The organism is Marinicauda algicola (assembly GCF_017161425.1).
Classification (GTDB): Bacteria; Pseudomonadota; Alphaproteobacteria; order Caulobacterales; family Maricaulaceae; genus Marinicauda; species Marinicauda algicola.
On the sequence record NZ_CP071057.1, the window covers coordinates 1,311,421 to 1,328,429 of the forward strand.

The 17,009-nt window shown below is 65.4% G+C and carries 22 protein-coding genes; all 22 read right to left on the minus strand.

Translation table 11 applies throughout. The features are described 5' to 3' along the window. Position 1: 1 nt before the first annotated feature. Positions 2 to 535 carry a 50S ribosomal protein L6 gene (rplF, locus tag JW792_RS06515; protein WP_135997467.1) on the minus strand — a complete coding sequence of 178 codons (534 nt, stop codon included), beginning with the start codon at positions 533 to 535 and terminating at the stop codon, positions 2 to 4. Between the two features lie 14 nt (positions 536 to 549). After that, positions 550 to 948, minus strand: a complete 399-nt coding sequence (gene rpsH, locus JW792_RS06520) for a 30S ribosomal protein S8 (protein ID WP_135997466.1) — start codon at positions 946 to 948, stop codon at positions 550 to 552. Between the two features lie 12 nt (positions 949 to 960). Next, positions 961 to 1,266, minus strand: coding sequence for a 30S ribosomal protein S14 (rpsN, locus tag JW792_RS06525; protein ID WP_135997465.1), 306 nt, complete (start codon positions 1,264 to 1,266; stop codon positions 961 to 963). A 50-nt stretch (positions 1,267 to 1,316) separates the two neighbouring features. Next, positions 1,317 to 1,877 carry a 50S ribosomal protein L5 gene (gene rplE, locus JW792_RS06530; protein WP_135997464.1) on the minus strand — a complete coding sequence of 187 codons (561 nt, stop codon included), beginning with the start codon at positions 1,875 to 1,877 and terminating at the stop codon, positions 1,317 to 1,319. After that, entirely contained in the window at positions 1,870 to 2,184 is a 315-nt protein-coding gene (gene rplX / locus JW792_RS06535; RefSeq protein WP_135997463.1) for a 50S ribosomal protein L24, read from the minus strand. The genes rplE and rplX overlap by 8 nt, the downstream gene beginning before the upstream one ends. Positions 2,185 to 2,186: 2 nt before the next feature. Beyond that, entirely contained in the window at positions 2,187 to 2,555 is a 369-nt protein-coding gene (gene rplN, locus JW792_RS06540; RefSeq protein WP_135997462.1) for a 50S ribosomal protein L14, read from the minus strand. Between the two features lie 45 nt (positions 2,556 to 2,600). Next, positions 2,601 to 2,837 carry a 30S ribosomal protein S17 gene (gene rpsQ, locus JW792_RS06545; RefSeq protein ID WP_135997461.1) on the minus strand — a complete coding sequence of 79 codons (237 nt, stop codon included), beginning with the start codon at positions 2,835 to 2,837 and terminating at the stop codon, positions 2,601 to 2,603. A gap of 3 nt (positions 2,838 to 2,840) precedes the next feature. After that, positions 2,841 to 3,044 carry a 50S ribosomal protein L29 gene (gene rpmC, locus JW792_RS06550; protein WP_135997460.1) on the minus strand — a complete coding sequence of 68 codons (204 nt, stop codon included), beginning with the start codon at positions 3,042 to 3,044 and terminating at the stop codon, positions 2,841 to 2,843. After that, positions 3,041 to 3,469: a 50S ribosomal protein L16 gene (rplP, locus tag JW792_RS06555; protein WP_135997459.1), complete on the minus strand. Its 429-nt coding sequence runs from the start codon at positions 3,467 to 3,469 to the stop codon at positions 3,041 to 3,043. The genes rpmC and rplP overlap by 4 nt, the downstream gene beginning before the upstream one ends. 21 nt (positions 3,470 to 3,490) lie before the next feature. Then, positions 3,491 to 4,195 carry a 30S ribosomal protein S3 gene (gene rpsC / locus JW792_RS06560; protein ID WP_135997458.1) on the minus strand — a complete coding sequence of 235 codons (705 nt, stop codon included), beginning with the start codon at positions 4,193 to 4,195 and terminating at the stop codon, positions 3,491 to 3,493. Next, the gene (rplV, locus tag JW792_RS06565; protein WP_135997457.1) at positions 4,195 to 4,575 is read right to left on the minus strand and encodes a 50S ribosomal protein L22; all 381 of its coding nucleotides are present in this window, start codon (positions 4,573 to 4,575) and stop codon (positions 4,195 to 4,197) included. Before rplV ends, rpsC begins: the two co-directional genes overlap by 1 nt. Before the next feature lie 4 nt (positions 4,576 to 4,579). Then, positions 4,580 to 4,858 carry a 30S ribosomal protein S19 gene (gene rpsS / locus JW792_RS06570; RefSeq protein WP_135997456.1) on the minus strand — a complete coding sequence of 93 codons (279 nt, stop codon included), beginning with the start codon at positions 4,856 to 4,858 and terminating at the stop codon, positions 4,580 to 4,582. Positions 4,859 to 4,875: 17 nt separating this feature from the next. Then, complete coding sequence (gene rplB / locus JW792_RS06575) at positions 4,876 to 5,712, minus strand: 50S ribosomal protein L2 (protein WP_135997455.1); 837 nt, start codon at positions 5,710 to 5,712, stop codon at positions 4,876 to 4,878. Positions 5,713 to 5,737: 25 nt separating this feature from the next. Next, entirely contained in the window at positions 5,738 to 6,031 is a 294-nt protein-coding gene (locus JW792_RS06580; RefSeq protein WP_135997454.1) for a 50S ribosomal protein L23, read from the minus strand. Then, positions 6,032 to 6,670 (minus strand): 50S ribosomal protein L4, encoded by a 639-nt coding sequence (gene rplD, locus JW792_RS06585; protein WP_135997453.1) that lies wholly within the window; start codon positions 6,668 to 6,670, stop codon positions 6,032 to 6,034. Continuing rightward, positions 6,667 to 7,464 carry a 50S ribosomal protein L3 gene (gene rplC, locus JW792_RS06590; RefSeq protein ID WP_135997583.1) on the minus strand — a complete coding sequence of 266 codons (798 nt, stop codon included), beginning with the start codon at positions 7,462 to 7,464 and terminating at the stop codon, positions 6,667 to 6,669. The genes rplD and rplC overlap by 4 nt, the downstream gene beginning before the upstream one ends. A gap of 22 nt (positions 7,465 to 7,486) precedes the next feature. After that, positions 7,487 to 7,801 (minus strand): 30S ribosomal protein S10, encoded by a 315-nt coding sequence (gene rpsJ, locus JW792_RS06595; RefSeq protein WP_135945863.1) that lies wholly within the window; start codon positions 7,799 to 7,801, stop codon positions 7,487 to 7,489. 396 nt (positions 7,802 to 8,197) lie between these two features. After that, complete coding sequence (tuf, locus tag JW792_RS06600; protein WP_206340921.1) at positions 8,198 to 9,373, minus strand: elongation factor Tu; 1,176 nt, start codon at positions 9,371 to 9,373, stop codon at positions 8,198 to 8,200. Between the two features lie 54 nt (positions 9,374 to 9,427). Further along, positions 9,428 to 11,503, minus strand: a complete 2,076-nt coding sequence (fusA, locus tag JW792_RS06605) for an elongation factor G (protein WP_135997607.1) — start codon at positions 11,501 to 11,503, stop codon at positions 9,428 to 9,430. Positions 11,504 to 11,541: 38 nt separating this feature from the next. Beyond that, positions 11,542 to 12,012 carry a 30S ribosomal protein S7 gene (gene rpsG, locus JW792_RS06610; RefSeq protein WP_135997606.1) on the minus strand — a complete coding sequence of 157 codons (471 nt, stop codon included), beginning with the start codon at positions 12,010 to 12,012 and terminating at the stop codon, positions 11,542 to 11,544. Between the two features lie 12 nt (positions 12,013 to 12,024). After that, entirely contained in the window at positions 12,025 to 12,396 is a 372-nt protein-coding gene (rpsL, locus tag JW792_RS06615; protein WP_009801142.1) for a 30S ribosomal protein S12, read from the minus strand. A gap of 315 nt (positions 12,397 to 12,711) precedes the next feature. Further along, complete coding sequence (gene rpoC / locus JW792_RS06620; RefSeq protein WP_135997605.1) at positions 12,712 to 16,926, minus strand: DNA-directed RNA polymerase subunit beta'; 4,215 nt, start codon at positions 16,924 to 16,926, stop codon at positions 12,712 to 12,714. Positions 16,927 to 17,009 lie beyond the last annotated feature (83 nt).

Below are 17,009 nucleotides of genomic sequence, written 5' to 3' on the forward strand. Positions count from 1 at the left end.
CTTACTTCTTCTTGCCTTCTTTCCGGCGAATGTACTCGTCGGAATACTTGATGCCCTTGCCCTTGTAGGGTTCCGGCGGACGGAACTCGCGGATCTCCGCGGCAGTCTGGCCGACCACCTGCTTGTCCGGGCCCTCGATCTTGATCTCGGTCGGCTTCGGGGTCGCGATCTTGATGCCGGGGCGCGGCTTGTAGATCACGTCGTGCGACAGGCCGAGCGCGAGTTTCAGATCGTTGCCCTGCATCTGCGCGCGGTAGCCGACGCCGACCAGTTCCAGGTCGCGGGTGAAGCCGTTGGTCACGCCGACCATCATGTTGGAGATGGTGGCGCGGGCGGTGCCCCACATGGCGCGCGACTCGGCGGTCTGGTCAGCGGGGCTGATCTTGATCGCCTTGTCTTCCTGCGTGACCTCGATGGTGTCGGGGATGGCGAACTTCAGCTCGCCCTTCGGGCCCTTCACCTGCAGCACGCCGGACGCCAGGGTCGCAGTGACGCCGGAGGGGATTTCGACGGGAAGCTTTCCCAAACGAGACATGTAGAAATCTCCCCTTAGCTGATGTGGCAGAGAATCTCGCCGCCGACATTCGCCTCGCGCGCGGCCGCGTCGCTCATCACGCCCTTCGGCGTGGAGACGATCGCGATCCCGAGCCCGTTGCGGACCAGCGGAAGATCTCTGACCTTGCGATACTCGCGCCGGCCCGGCTTGGACACGCGCTTGATATCGTTGATGACGGGAGCGCCCTCGAAGTACTTCAGTTCGATCTCGAACTCCTTGAAGCCCTTCGCGTCGGTGGTCTCCGAATAGCCCCGGATGAAGCCTTCCTCCAGCAGCACGTCGAGCACGCGCTGGCGAAGCTTCGAGGCGGGGGTGCGCACGCTGGAGCGGTTACGCAGCAGCGCGTTGCGGATGCGGGTCAGCATATCGCCGAGCGGATCGATCATGGACATCTTGCCCTCTCCCTACCAGCTCGACTTGACCATGCCCGGGATGAGCCCGTGGCTGGCGAGTTGACGCAGCGCGATACGCGACATCTTCAGCTTGCGGTAATAGCCGCGCGGACGGCCCGACACTTCGCAGCGGTTGCGAATGCGCGTCGGCGAGGAATTGCGCGGAAGCTCGGCGAGCTTCAGCTGCGCGGCGAAGCGCTCGTCGACCGGGCGCTCGGTATCGCGCGCAACCGCCTTCAGGCGCTCGCGCTTGGCCTCGTACTGCTTTGCGAGTTTGCGGACGCGGTTGTTGCGTTCGACTGCACTCTTCTTAGCCATTCAACTTTCTCCTGCGTGCGGCCCCACCACGGGACCGCGTTCCTGCTGCGTTAGTTCGTGAACGGGAACTCGAACTCGGCCAGCAGGGCCTTCGCTTCTTCATCGGTCTTGGCCGTGGTGCACACCACGATGTCCATACCGCGGATCTTCTCGACCTTGTCGTAGTCGATCTCCGGGAACACGATGTGCTCTTTCAGGCCCATCGCGTAATTGCCCCGGCCATCGAAGCTCTTGCCGTTCAGTCCGCGGAAGTCGCGAACGCGCGGCAGGGCGACGGTGATGAGACGGTCGAGAAACTCGTACATGCGATCCTTGCGAAGGGTGACCTTCGCGCCGATCAGCTGATCCTCGCGCAGCTTGAAGCCCGCGATCGAGGTCTTCGACTTGGTCGCCACCGGCTTCTGGCCGGCGATCGCCTCGAGGTCCTTCAGGGCGCCCTGGATCTTCTTGGAATCCTGGGCCGCCTCGCCGACGCCGAAATTGATCACGACCTTTTCCAGCCGCGGGACTTCCATCTCGTTCGTGTAGGCGAACTTCTCCTTCAGGCGCGCGCGGATCTCGTCGCGGTAGCGGGCCTTCAGGCGCGGTTCGTAGGTAGCGGCGTCAGACATCGATCACCTCGCCGGATTTCTTGGCATAGCGGACCTTCTTGCCGTCCTCGGTCCTGAAGCCGACGCGGGTCGGCTCACCGGTCTTCGGATCGGCGATCGCCACGTTGGACACGTGGATCGGCGCTTCTTTCTCTTCGATCCCGCCGGCCTGGAACTGGGTCGGGCGCTGGTGGCGCTTGACCATGTTCACGCCCGAGACGATGACCCGATCCTCGTCGGGCATCACCTTGTTCACGGTTCCGGTCTTGCCCTTGTCGCGGCCGACCAGCACGACGACCTTGTCGCCCTTCTTGACCTTCGCAGCCATGACTACAGCACCTCCGGAGCCAGCGAGACGATCTTCATGTGTTGCTTCGCACGAAGCTCGCGCGGCACGGGGCCGAAGATGCGCGTGCCGATCGGTTCGCCGTTCTGGTTGATCAGGACCGCCGCGTTGTTGTCGAAGCGGATGACCGAGCCGTCGCGGCGCTTGATGTCCGCGGCGGTGCGCACGACCACGGCCTTGCGCACGTCGCCCTTCTTCACCCGGCCCTTCGGCGCGGCTTCCTTGACCGAGACGACAATGATGTCGCCGACGCGCGCATAACGCCGCTTCGCTCCGCCCAGCACCTTGATGCACTGAACACGGCGGGCGCCGGAGTTATCGGCCACGTCCAGATTGGTTTGCATCTGGATCATCGTGATCCTCCATCAGATCAGGATGGTCTTCGCGGGATACAAGGCTCACGCCTGCTCCGCGACGACCTCCCACCGCTTGAGCTTCGACTTCGGCGCGCATTCCTGGATCAGGACCTGATCGCCGATCTTCTTCGCGTTCGATTCATCGTGCGCGTGGTATTTCTTCGAGCGGCGCACGGTCTTGCGCAGCAGGGGGTGCAGGAAGGTCCGCTCGACGCGGACGATCACCGTCTTGTCCTGCTTGTCGCCGACCACGGTGCCTTGCAGAATTCGCTTCGGCATCGCCTAGCTCCCTTGGCTCTCGAGCGCGCGGCGACGGAGATCCGTCTTGATCCGGGCGATGTCCTTGCGGATTTTCCCGAAACGCGCGGTGTTCTCCAGCTGGCCCGAGGCCTGCTGGAAACGCAGGTTGAATTGCTCTTTCTTCAGTTTCAGGAGCTCGTCCTGAAGCTGATCGTCGCTCAGAGCGCGGACGTCGTCGGCCTTCATCGCGCTGTCTCCTGTTCGCCCGGACGGGTCACGACCTTGGTCTTGATCGGCAGCTTGGCCGCGCCGAGCCGCAGCGCTTCGCGCGCGACATCGTCCGGCACGCCGTCGATCTCGAACATGATCCGGCCCGGCTTGATCTTGGCCACCCAGTATTCCGGGGAGCCCTTGCCCTTGCCCATGCGGACCTCGGTCGGCTTCTTCGACACCGGCAGGTCCGGATAGATGCGGATCCACACCCGGCCGGCCCGCTTCATGTGGCGGGTGATGGCGCGGCGGGTCGCCTCGATCTGGCGCGCGGTGACGCGTTCCGGTTCCAGGGCCTTCAGGCCGTAGGAGCCGAAATTGAGCGTGAAGCCGCCCTTGGCATTACCGTGAATCCGGCCCTTGAAGGCCTTCCGGTACTTGGTGCGCTTCGGTTGAAGCATGTCTCTACTCCTGCCTCGACCTTAGGCGGCGGCGCGGCCCGAACGGGCGCGCTGCTCACCGGTTTCCTGGAGACGGCGCTCGGACGCCATCGGATCGTGCTCGAGGATCTCGCCCTTGTAGATCCACACCTTGACGCCGATGATGCCCATCGCGGTCATCGCCTCGGCGAAGCCGTAATCGATGTCGGCACGCAGCGTGTGCAGCGGGATCGAGCCCTCGTGGTACTGCTCGGTGCGCGCGATCTCGGCCCCGCCCAGACGACCCGAGCACATGATCCGGCACCCCAGGGCACCCATGCGCATCGTCGTCTGCAGGGAGCGCTTCATCGCGCGGCGGAAAGCCACGCGGCGCTCAAGCTGCTGGGCGATGGATTCCGCAACCAGGTTGGCGTCGGTTTCCGGCTTGCGCACCTCGACCAGGTTGAGGAAGACCTCACCGGTGGTCATGGCGACGAGTTCGCGGCGCAGCTTCTCGATATCGGCGCCCTTCTTGCCGATCACCACACCCGGACGGGCCGTGTGGATGGTGACGCGGCACTTCTTGTGCGGGCGCTCGATGACGATCTTGGACACCGAGGCGTTCTTCAGCTTGTCCTTGAGGAACTTGCGGATCGCGAGGTCCTCGTGGAGGAGTTCGGCATATTCCTCGCCCTTGGCGAACCAGCGGCTCTCCCAGGTGCGGTTGATCCCGACGCGCAGGCCGATCGGATTGACCTTCTGACCCATTATGCGGCCTCCTCGACTTCGCGGACGACGATCGTGAGTTCGGAGAACGGCTTCAGGATGCGCGCACCCCGGCCGCGCGCCCGCGCGCGGAACCGTTTCATGACGATGTTCTTGCCGACATAGGCCTCGGCCACGACCAGGGAGTCGATGTCCAGGCCGTGATTGTTCTCGGCGTTCGCGATCGCGGACTCCAGCACCTTCTTGACGTCGGCGGCGATGCGCTTGCGCGAGAAGGTGAGGTCGTTGAGCGCGCGCTCCACGGACTTGCCGCGGATCATCTGCGCCACGAGGTTCAGCTTCTGCGGGCTGATACGGATCATCCGCTGCTTGGCGCGCGCCTCGTTTTCCGCGACGCGGCGGGGATTGGTGGTCTGACCCATCGCGCTACTTCCTCTTGGCTTTCTTGTCCGCCGCGTGGCCGTAATAGGTCCGGCTGGGCGCGAACTCGCCGAGCTTGTGGCCGACCATGTCCTCGGTCACCAGCACGGGGATGAACTTGTTGCCGTTGTGGACCTGGAAGGTCAGACCCACGAATTGCGGCATGATCGTCGAGCGGCGCGACCAGGTCTTGATGGCCGTCTTGCGGCCGCCCGCGTGCGCGGCATCGGCCTTCTTCAGGAGGTATCCGTCGACGAACGGACCTTTCCAGACAGAACGGGGCATGGGTTACACGCGCTCCCTTAGCGTTTCTTGCGCTCGTGGCGCGAGCGGATGATGAACTTGTCGGTGCCCTTGTTCTTCCGGGTCTTGCGGCCCTTGGTGGGCTTGCCCCACGGGGTCACCGGGTGACGGCCGCCCGAGGTCCGGCCTTCACCACCACCGTGGGGGTGGTCGACCGGGTTCATCGCGACGCCGCGCACGGCCGGACGCCAGCCGCGGTGGCGGTTGCGGCCGGCCTTGCCGATATTCTGGTTCATGTGGTCGGGGTTGGACACCGCGCCAACGGTGGCCACGCAATCCTGGTGCACCATGCGCAGCTCGCCGCTCATCAGGCGGATCTGGGCATAGCCCGCATCGCGGCCGACGAGCTGGGCGTAGGAGCCGGCCGAACGGGCGATCTGCCCGCCCTTGAGCGGCTTCATCTCGACATTGTGCACGATCGTGCCGACCGGCATGGCGCGCAGCGGCATGCAGTTGCCCGGCTTCACGTCGACGCGCTGGCCGGCGATCACGGTGTCGCCGACGGCCAGGCGCTGCGGCGCGAGGATGTAGGACAGCTCGCCGTCCTCGTACTTGATCAGCGCGATGAAGGCGGTCCGGTTCGGATCGTATTCCAGGCGCTCCACCGTCGCGGGCACATCCCGCTTGGCGCGCTTGAAGTCGACGACGCGGTAGAGGCGCTTGGCCCCGCCGCCGCGGCGGCGCGCGGTGATGCGGCCGGTATTGTTGCGCCCGCCATTCTTGCGCAGACCCTCGACGAGGGTCTTTTCCGGCTTGCCGTCATGCAGCTCGGAGCGATCCACCAGAACCAGTGCACGGCGGCCCGGCGAGGTCGGCTTGAATGTCTTCAGTGCCATTGTCTTGTTCCTCCTGCCGGCGCTCTTACAGGCCCGTCGTGACGTCGATGGAGTGGCCCTCTTCGAGGGTCACGACCGCTTTCTTGACGTCGCTGCGCTGGCCGAGCGTGCCGCGGAAGCGCTTGGTCTTGCCCTTGGTGATGAGCGTGTTGACCGCCTTCACCTTGACCTTGAAAAGCTCTTCCACCGCCTCGGCGATGTCTTTCTTCGTGGCGCTCAGCGGCACCTTGAACACGACCTTGTTGTCTTCCGACAGCAGGGTCGACTTCTCGGTGATCACCGGCGCGATGATGGTGTCGTAATGGCGCGGAGCGGGCATTTACGCGTTCTCCCGCGGCTGCAGCCGCTCGTTGATCTTCTCCACGGCCGCCTTGGTCAGGACCAGCGTGTCCCGGCGCAGCACGTCGTAGACATTGAGGCCCTGGGCCGGCAGCACATCCACGTTCGGGATGTTGCGCGCGGCGCGGGCGAAGTTCTCGTCGAGCGTCTCGCCGTCGATGATGAGGGCGTTCGTCAGGCCGAGCTTGCCGAAGGCCTCGATGAGGTCCTTGGTCCTGGGCGCGTCGAGGCGGGCCTCGTCGAGCACGATGAGGCTGGAGCCGCCGGCCTTGGACGACAGGGCGTGCTTGAGCGCGAGCGCGCGGACCTTCTTGGGAAGGTCGGTCGCATGGCTGCGCACGCGCGGGCCGTGGGCCTTGCCGCCGCCGACGAAGATCGGGGCGCGACGGTCGCCGTGGCGGGCGCCGCCGGTGCCCTTCTGGCGCGTCATCTTCTTGCCGGTGCGCGAGATCTCGCCGCGCTCCTTGGCCTTGTGCGTGCCGGCCTGGCGGCGCGAGAGCTGCCACTTGACGGCGCGCTGCAGCAGGTCGGCGCGGATCTCGCCAATGCCGAAGATGGCATCGTCGAGATCGACCGAGCCGGCCTTGCCGGCATCGAGCTTGATCACGTCGATCTTCATGACTTGGATTCCTCTTCGCCGGCGGTTTCGGCCGCGGCTTCGACCTGACCTTCAGTCGGGGCGCCTTCGGCGACCATGTCGGCTTCCTCGGAGCCCGGCTTCGGGCTGTCGACTTCGCCCGGCGCCTTGAAGGCCCCCGGGAAGGGAAGCGCGTCGGCCTTCACGCCCTTGACCGCGTCGCGGATCTCGACCCAGCCGTCGGCGGAGCCGGGAACGGCGCCCTTCAGCCAGATGATGCCGCGCTCGGCGTCGATGCGGACGACCTCGAGATTCTGGGTCGTGACGCGCTCGGTGCCGAGATGGCCGGCCATCTTCTTGCCCTTGAACACCTTGCCGGGGTCCTGGCGCTGGCCGGTGGAGCCGTGCGAGCGGTGGGACACCGACACGCCGTGCGTCGCGCGCAGGCCGCCGAAATTCCAGCGCTTCATGGCGCCCGCGAAACCCTTGCCGATCGTGATGCCGGAGACGTCGACCTTCTGACCCACAGCGAAGTGGTCGGCGGTCAGCGTCGCGCCCGGCTCGATGAGCGCGTCTTCCGACACGCGGAACTCCATCACCTTGCGCTTGGGCTCGACGGAGGATTTCGCGAAATGGCCGCGCATCGGCTTGGAGGTGCGCTTGGCCTTGGCCGCGCCCGCGCCGAGCTGGAGCGCGGTGTAGCCGTCGCGCTCCTTGGTGCGCTGGGCAACGACCTGGACATTGTCCAGGTGCAGGACCGTGACGGGCATGTGATTGCCGTCCTCGGTGAAGATCCGGGTCATGCCCATCTTCTTCGCCAGAACGCCGGTGCGCAGCTGTTGAGCCTGGCTCATGGTCTTAAGCTCCCAGCTTGATCTCGACGTCCACGCCGGCAGACAGGTCGAGCTTCATCAGCGCGTCCACGGTCTGCGGGGTGGGGTCAACGATGTCGAGCACGCGCTTGTGCGTGCGCATCTCGAACTGTTCGCGGGACTTCTTGTCGATGTGCGGACCCCGCAGCACCGTGAACTTCTCGATCCGCGTCGGCAGCGGAATCGGTCCGCGCACCGCCGCGCCCGTGCGCTTCGCCGTGGAGACGATCTCGCGCGCGGAGCTATCCAGCACGCGATGATCGAAAGCCCTGAGGCGGATGCGAATGTTTTGTTGTGCCATCGATCCGGTCCCAACAATGCGCGCGAGCCGCGCCATTCCCATGCCAGGGCGATGGCAGCTCACGCAGATCCAAATTGTTCGTTTCGAGGGACTGCGTTTGCCCGAAGGCACGGCCAGTCCGCTTTGAAGGACGGTTCGATACTCTTCCCCGCCTTCCCCGTCAACACCTTGTCACGCAAATCACGCGCTCTCGCACAGTGCCGGCGACGGTTTTCGCAGATAACCGCCGCGAGCCCGGCGGGGCGGACGGGCGCGCAGCCCCCTGCCCTGCCTCGCGGCCGGCCCCCGCCCCCGTCCCGGACCTGGAGCGTGAGGGTGTACGCGCCACGAAAAAGGGCCGCCCGGTTGCCGGGCGGCCCTGATTCGTCTCGCCGGTAAGGCGGGGGGGCTCGAAGACTACTCGAGGATCTTCGACACCACGCCCGCGCCGACCGTGCGCCCGCCCTCGCGGATGGCGAAGCGCAGCTTCTCTTCCATCGCGATCGGGGTGATCAGCTCGACATTGATCTCCACATTGTCGCCCGGCATCACCATCTCGGTGCCCTCTTTCAGGGTCACAACACCGGTCACGTCGGTCGTGCGGAAGTAGAACTGCGGACGGTAGTTGGAGAAGAACGGCGTGTGACGCCCGCCCTCTTCCTTCGTCAGGATGTAGGCCTCCGCCTCGAACTTCTTGTGCGGGGTGATCGAGCCCGGCTTGGCCAGAACCTGGCCGCGCTCAACGCCCTCACGGTCGATGCCGCGCAGCAGGATGCCCACATTGTCGCCCGCCTCGCCCTGGTCGAGCAGCTTGCGGAACATCTCAACGCCCGTGCACGTCGTCTTCACCGTGTCGCGGATGCCCACGATCTCGATCTCGTCGCCAACCTTCACGATGCCGCGCTCGATGCGGCCCGTCACGACCGTGCCCCGGCCCGAGATCGAGAACACGTCCTCGATCGGCATCAGGAAGGCCTGGTCCTTGGGACGCTCCGGCGTCGGGATGTACTCGTCCACAGCCGCCATCAGCTCGCGGATCTTGTCCTCGCCGATCTCGTTGTCGCGCCCTTCCATCGCCGCCAGCGCAGAGCCGGCAACGATCGGAATGTCGTCGCCCGGGAAGTCGTAGGAGGACAGAAGCTCGCGCACTTCCATCTCCACCAGCTCCAGAAGCTCCGGATCGTCGACCTGGTCCACCTTGTTCAGGAACACCACCAGGGCCGGAACGCCGACCTGGCGCGCCAGAAGAATGTGCTCGCGCGTCTGCGGCATCGGACCGTCCGCCGCGTTCACGACAAGGATCGCCCCGTCCATCTGAGCCGCGCCCGTGATCATGTTCTTCACGTAGTCCGCGTGGCCCGGGCAGTCCACGTGCGCGTAGTGACGGTTCTCCGTCTCGTACTCCACGTGCGCCGTCGAGATCGTGATCCCGCGCGCCTTCTCCTCGGGCGCACCGTCAATCTGGTCATACGCCCGGAACTCGCCGAAATACTTCGTGATCGCCGCCGTCAGCGTCGTCTTGCCGTGGTCAACGTGACCAATCGTGCCGATGTTCACGTGCGGCTTCGTGCGTGCAAACTTTTCCTTAGCCATCTTAAGTCTCGCTCTTCTGGCGTCTTGTCCTGGGAGCCCGGTCCGTCACTCGGATCAGGCGATCTTCGAGATGACCTCGTCGGCGACGGCCTGCGGCACCGGCGCGTAGTGGTCGAACTGCATGGTGAACTGGGCACGGCCCTGGGTGGCAGAGCGCAGGTTGTTCACGTAGCCGAACATGTTGGCCAGCGGCACCATCGCGTTCACGACGGTCGCATTGCCGCGCATCGCCTGGTCGCGGATCTGGCCGCGGCGGGAGTTGAGGTCGCCGATGACCGAGCCGGTGTACTCGTCCGGGGTCACGACCTCGACCTTCATGATCGGTTCGAGCAGCTTGATCTTCATCTGCGGCTTGGCTTCGCGCATCGCGGCACGCGCCGCGATCTCGAAGGCCAGCACGCTGGAGTCGACGTCGTGATAGGCGCCGTCCACGAGCGTGGCCTTGAAGTCGATCAGCGGGAAGCCGGCCAGCAGGCCGTTCTCGCGCACCGAGTTGATGCCCTTCTCCACGCCCGGGATGTATTCCTTCGGCACCGAACCGCCGACGATCTTGGACTCGAACTGGAAGCCCGCGCCCGGCTCGTTGGGCTCGATCTGCAGCTTGATGCGCGCGAACTGGCCCGAACCGCCCGACTGCTTCTTGTGCGTATAGTCGATCTCGCACGGCACGCCGACGGTTTCGCGGTAGGCCACCTGCGGCTGGCCGACATTGGCCTCGACCTTGAACTCGCGGCGCATGCGGTCGACGATGATGTCGAGGTGCAGCTCGCCCATGCCGGCGATGATGGTCTGGCCGGATTCCTCGTCGGTCGACATGCGGAAGGACGGGTCCTCGGCGGCCAGGCGCTGCAGCGCGACGCCGAGCTTCTCCTGGTCGGCCTTCGACTTCGGCTCGATCGCGAGCTCGATCACCGGCTCGGGGAACTCCATGCGCTCCAGGATCACCGGCTTGGCCGGATCGCAGAGCGTGTCGCCCGTCGTGGTGTCCTTCAGGCCCGCGATGGCGACGATGTCGCCGGCGAAGGCTTCCTTGATGTCCTCACGCGAGTTGGAGTGCATCAGAAGCATGCGCCCGATGCGTTCCTTCTTCTCCTTCACGGTGTTCAGGAGCGAGGTGCCGGTCTCCACCTTGCCGGAATAGATGCGGCAGAAGGTGAGCGAACCGACGAACGGGTCGTTCATGATCTTGAAGGCGAGCAGCGAGGTCGGCTCGTCGTCGGACGACCGGCGCTTGACCTCCTGCTCGGTCTTGGGGTCGATGCCGCGGATGTCGAGCACGTCCACCGGCGAGGGCAGATAGTCGACGACCGCGTCGAGCATGGGCTGGACGCCCTTGTTCTTGAACGCCGAGCCGCACAGGATCGGGACGAACTTGAGAAGGATGGTGCCCTTGCGGATCAGCGAGATCAGCTTCTCGTAGGACGGCTCCTCGCCGCCGAGATAGGCCTCCATCGCCTCGTCGTCCATTTCGACGGCGGACTCCACGAGCTTCTCGCGGTATTCGGCGGCCTGGTCGGCGAGCTCGGCGGGGATCTCGACCTCGCGGAAGGTCGCGCCCAGCGTCTCGGCGTCCCAGATCACGGCCTTCATCTTGAGAAGGTCGACGACGCCCTCGAAATCGGACTCCGAACCGACCGGCAGCTGCGTGACGAGCGGGACCGCGCCCAGGCGTTCCTTCACCATCTTGATGCAGTTGAAGTAGTCCGCGCCGAGCTTGTCCATCTTGTTGACGAAGATGATCCGCGGGACCTTGTACTTGTCGCCCTGGCGCCAGACCGTCTCGGTCTGCGGCTCGACGCCGGCGTTGGCGTCCAGGCAGCACACCGCACCGTCGAGCACACGCAGCGAGCGCTCCACCTCGATGGTGAAGTCCACGTGGCCGGGCGTGTCGATGATGTTCAGGCGCTTGCCGCGCCAGAAGGTCGTCGTCGCGGCCGACGTGATCGTGATGCCGCGCTCCTGCTCCTGCTCCATCCAGTCCATGGTGGCCGCGCCGTCATGGACCTCGCCGATTTTGTGCGACTTGCCCGTGTAGTACAGGATACGCTCGGTCGTCGTCGTCTTGCCGGCATCGATGTGAGCCATGATGCCGAAATTACGATAGTCTTCGATCTTGTAGTCGCGGGGCATGGGGGAGGTCCTTGTGGTCGGCCCTGGGCAGGCGTGTCTTACCAGCGGTAGTGCGAGAACGCGCGGTTGGCTTCGGCCATGCGGTGGGTGTCTTCCCGCTTCTTCACGGCCGTGCCCCGGTTCGACGAGGCGTCCATAAGTTCCGCGGCGAGACGCTCGCGCATGGTGTTCTCGTTGCGGCCGTTGGCGGCGGCGGCGAGCCAGCGGATGGCCAGCGCCTTGCGGCGCTCCGGGCGCACCTCGACCGGCACCTGGTAGGTGGCACCGCCGACGCGGCGCGAGCGCACTTCGATTTCCGGCGCAACGTTTTCCAGCGCTTCGTGGAAGACGCGCACGGGCTCGCGCTTGGCCTTCTGCTCGACCAGCTCGAGCGCACCGTAGATGATGCTCTCGGCCGCGGACTTCTTACCGTCGCGCATGATGTAGTTCATGAACTTGGTCAGATCGCGATCGCCGAACTTCGGGTCCGGGAAGATTTCGCGCTTCTCGGCGCGGTGACGACGGGACATCGCTGCCTCTCCTTATTTCGGACGCTTGGCGCCGTATTTCGAACGGCGCTGGCGGCGATCCTTGACGCCCTGGGTGTCCAGCACGCCGCGCAGAATGTGGTAACGCACGCCGGGAAGGTCCTTCACGCGGCCGCCGCGGATGAGCACGACGGAGTGCTCCTGAAGGTTATGGCCTTCACCCGGGATGTAGCTCACGACCTCGTAGCCGTTCGTCAGGCGCACCTTGGCCACCTTGCGAAGCGCGGAGTTCGGCTTCTTCGGCGTCGTGGTGTACACGCGCGTGCACACACCCCGACGCTGCGGGCAGGCCTGCAGGGCCGGCACCTTGTTACGCTTGGGCTTGTCTTTCCGCGGCTTGCGGATGAGCTGATTGACTGTGGGCATCCGGCTCTCGTCCGTTCCTAATCCCGCTGAGGCGTTTCCGCCCGGCAGGGCGGCGAACGCGTAAAACCGATCTTGGACGAGAGTTCCCTCCCGGCCGCGATCGGATGTCGAAAACTGTCGTTGTTTCGGGCGACGTATAATGCGCGCTGACGCGGATTACGGCTCGCCTCCGAAAACGAGCGCGGAACCTACTGTCGCGACTCGAATACGTCAAGCGGTGTATGATGCGGGATTTGCAGGGCCCGCATCCAAGGAAAAGCCCGCCGGCGGTGGCCGGCGGGCTGTTCCGTTTCCTGACCGGAAGGCTCGGGGCGACTACTCCTCGCCCTTCTCCTCGCGGGCCGCTTCCTCGATCTCGGCGGGAAGGGCTTCCTCGCCGGTCTCGGCCGCAGCGCGCTGCTCTTCCAGGCGATCGCGGTCGCGCTTGTCGGCAACCGACTGGTACTCGCGCATCACCCCGCCGGTGCCCGCCGGGATGAGACGGCCGACGATGACGTTCTCCTTGAGGCCCTCCAGCATGTCCACCTTGCCCTGGACGGCAGCTTCGGTGAGCACGCGGGTGGTCTCCTGGAACGAGGCCGCGGAGATGAAGGAGCGCGTCTGCAGGCTCGCCTTGGTGATGCCCAGGAGGACGGGCTCGCCCACGGCCGGCTTCTTCTTCGCCTTCTCCAGCGCCTCGTTGGTCTCGAGGAACTCGATCTTGTCGACCTGCTCCCCGGCCAGGAAGGTGGAATCGCCCGGATCGGAGATCTCGATCTTCTGCAGCATCTGGCGGACGATCACCTCGATGTGCTTGTCGTTGATCGGCACGCCCTGCAGCCGGTAGACCTCCTGGATCTCGTTGATGAGATAGTTGGCCAGCGGCTCGACGCCCAGGATCCGCAGGATGTCGTGCGGGGCCGGGTTGCCGTCCATCAGGAACTCGCCGCGGCGGATAACGTCGCCTTCCTGGACCGTGAGGTGCTTGCCCTTCGGGACCAGGTATTCGACCGCTTCCGCGCCCTCCTCTTCCGGCGTGATCTTGATCTTGCGCTTGTTCTTGTAGTCGCGCCCGAATTCCACACGGCCGGTCATCTCGGCGATGATGGCGTGATCCTTCGGACGGCGCGCTTCGAACAGCTCCGCCACACGCGGCAGACCGCCGGTGATGTCGCGGGTCTTGGCGCCCTCGGTCGGGATACGCGCGATGATGTCACCGGGCTGGACCTCGTCCCCGTCGGAGACCGACAGGATGGCGCCCACCGACAGCATGTAGTTCGCCGGAGAGCCGGAGGGCAGCTTGACCGGATCGCCCTTCTCGTCGCTGACCACCACGGCCGGCTGGATCGAGCCCGACTTCGAGGTCGTGCCGCGCCAGTCGATGACGACTTTCGAGGCGATGCCGGTGGCCTCGTCGGTCTCTTCCTTGACCGAGATGCCCTCGAGCACGTCGATGAACTTCACCTTGCCGCCGACCTCGGTGACGATCGGGACCGTGTACGGGTCCCACTCGACGATCCGCTGGCCGCGCTTGACGGTGTCGCCCTCGTCCACGCGCAGCTTGGCGCCGTAGGGCATCTTGTAGCTCTCGCGCTCCTTGCCCTCGGAATCGACGACCGCGACCTGCATGTTGCGGCTCATCACGATGAAGGCGCCCTCGGAGTTCTTCACCGTGGAGCGGTCCTTGAAGGCGATCTTGCCTTCGTGCGTCGCCTCGATGAAGGACTGCTCGGAGACCTGGGCGGTACCGCCGATATGGAAGGTCCGCATCGTCAGCTGGGTGCCCGGCTCGCCGATGGACTGGGCCGCGATCACGCCGATCGCCTCGCCCATGTTCACGCGGGTGCCGCGCGCCAGGTCACGCCCGTAGCAGGTGGCGCACACGCCCATGCGGGTTTCGCAGGTGAGCGGGGAGCGCACCTTGACCGAGACCACGCCGGCCTTCTCGATCGCCGCGCACAGATCCTCGTCGAGATAGGTGTCCGCCGTGGCGATGAGGTCGCCGGTTGCCGGATCCTTGATCTCTTCGGCCGAGGTGCGGCCGAGAATGCGCGAGGCGAGCGAGGCAACCACCTCGCCGCCATCGACCACGGCAGCCATCTCGATGCCGTCCGAAGTCCCGCAATCGTCCTCGTTGACGATGCAGTCCTGCGCCACGTCGACGAGACGGCGGGTCAGGTAGCCCGAGTTGGCGGTCTTCAGCGCCGTGTCCGCGAGGCCCTTACGGGCGCCGTGGGTGGAGTTGAAGTATTCGAGGACGGTCAGGCCTTCCTTGAAGTTCGAGATGATCGGCGTCTCGATGATCGAGCCGTCCGGACGGGCCATCAGGCCGCGCATGCCGGCGAGCTGCTTCATCTGGTTCTTCGAACCGCGCGCGCCGGAGTGGGCCATCATGTAGACCGAGTTCACCTCGCCCTCGCGGCCGTCGCCGCCTTTGATGGGCTTGGAGATCTCTTCCATCATGGCGTCGGCGACCTTGTCGGTGCACTTCGCCCAGGCGTCGACCACCTTGTTGTACTTCTCGCCCTTGGTGATCAGGCCGTCGACATACTGCTGCTCGTAGTCGGCCACGAGCGCGCGGGTCTCGCCGACGAGATCGGCCTTCGCGTCCGGGATCAGCATGTCGTCCTTGCCGAACGAGATGCCGGCGCGGGCCGCTTCCTTGAAGCCCAGGGCCATGATCTGGTCGCAGAAGATCACCGTCGCCTTCTGGCCGGTGTGGCGATAGACCTGATCGATCAGGTTGCCGATCGCCTTCTTGGTCAGCAGGTCGGCCAGCAGGTCCGGCGAGAGCAGCGGGTGCCTGGGCAGGTGCTCGAGCACCTTCATCCGGCCCGGCGTCGTGTCGATGACGCTGGCTTTCGGATTGCCCTGTTCGTCCACGCCCTCGTAGCGCGCCTTGATCTTGGTGTGCAGCGTGATGATGCCGCCATCGAGCGCGGCGTCGATCTCGGCCATCGAGCCGAACACCATCCCCTCGCCCGGCTCGCCGTCCTTGGCGATGGACAGGTAGTAGAGCCCGAGAACGATGTCCTGGGACGGCACGATGATCGGCTTGCCGTTGGCGGGCGACAGGATGTTGTTGGTGCTCATCATCAGCACGCGCGCTTCCAGCTGGGCCTCCAGGCTCAGCGGGACGTGCACGGCCATCTGGTCGCCGTCGAAGTCGGCGTTGAACGCGGCGCAGACCAGCGGGTGCAGCTGGATCGCCTTGCCCTCGATCAGCTTGGGCTCGAAGGCCTGGATGCCGAGACGGTGCAGGGTCGGCGCGCGGTTCAAGAGGACCGGGTGCTCGCGAATGACCTCATCGAGCACGTCCCAGACCTCCGGACGCTCCTTCTCGACCAGTTTCTTCGACTGCTTGACCGTTCCCGACAGTCCCTTTGCGTCCAGGCGCGCGTAGATGAACGGCTTGAACAGCTCGAGCGCCATCTTCTTGGGCAGGCCGCACTGGTGCAGCTTCAGCTCCGGGCCGACCACGATGACCGAGCGGCCCGAATAGTCGACGCGCTTGCCGAGCAGGTTCTGGCGGAACCGGCCCTGCTTGCCCTTGAGCATGTCGGCGAGCGATTTCAGCGGACGCTTGTTCGCGCCCGTGATCACCCGGCCGCGGCGGCCGTTGTCGAACAGCGCGTCGACGGCTTCCTGCAGCATCCGCTTCTCGTTGCGGATGATGATGTCCGGCGCGCGCAGCTCGATCAGGCGCTTGAGGCGGTTGTTGCGGTTGATGACCCGGCGGTAGAGATCGTTCAGATCCGACGTCGCGAAGCGGCCGCCGTCTAGGGGCACGAGCGGGCGCAGTTCCGGCGGGATGACCGGAACGACGGTCATGATCATCCACTCGGGACGGTTGCCCGAGGCCATGAAGTTCTCGACGATCTTCAGGCGCTTGGAGAGCTTCTTCAGCTTCAGCTCCGAGCCGGTCTCCTTCATCTCCTCGCGCATGCGCTCGGCTTCCTTCTCCAGGTCCATGGCCTGGAGAATCTCGCGGATGGCTTCCGCGCCGATGCCGGCGGTGAAGGCGTCCTCACCGTACTCGTCGACCGCCTCGTAATACTCCTCCTCGGTCAGCAGCTGGTTCTGCTGCATCGGGGTGAGGCCGGGCTCGGTGACGATGTAGCTCTCGAAGTAGAGCACGCGCTCGACGTCCTTGAGCGCCATGTCCAGCATGAGCGCGATCCGGGACGGGAGCGACTTCAGGAACCAGATGTGGGCGACCGGGGCGGCCAGCTCGATATGGCCCATGCGCTCGCGGCGCACGCGCTGGAGGGTGACCTCCACGCCGCACTTCTCGCAGACGATGCCCTTGTACTTGATGCGCTTGTACTTGCCGCACAGGCACTCGTAGTCCTTCACCGGGCCGAAGATGCGCGCGCCGAACAGGCCGTCGCGCTCCGGCTTGAAGGTCCGGTAGTTGATCGTCTCGGGCTTCTTCACCTCGCCGTAGGACCAGGAGAGGATCTTCTCCGGGCTGGACAGCGAGATCCGGATCCGGTCGAAGGACGGGCCCTCGGCGGACGGGTTGAAGATGTTCATGACCTCTTGGTTCATGGGATCCGTCTCCTTGACGGTGGCGGCGGCGAGGCCTTCGGGAGGGGTGGACCCCGCCGCCTATTCACGGTTGACGCCCGAGG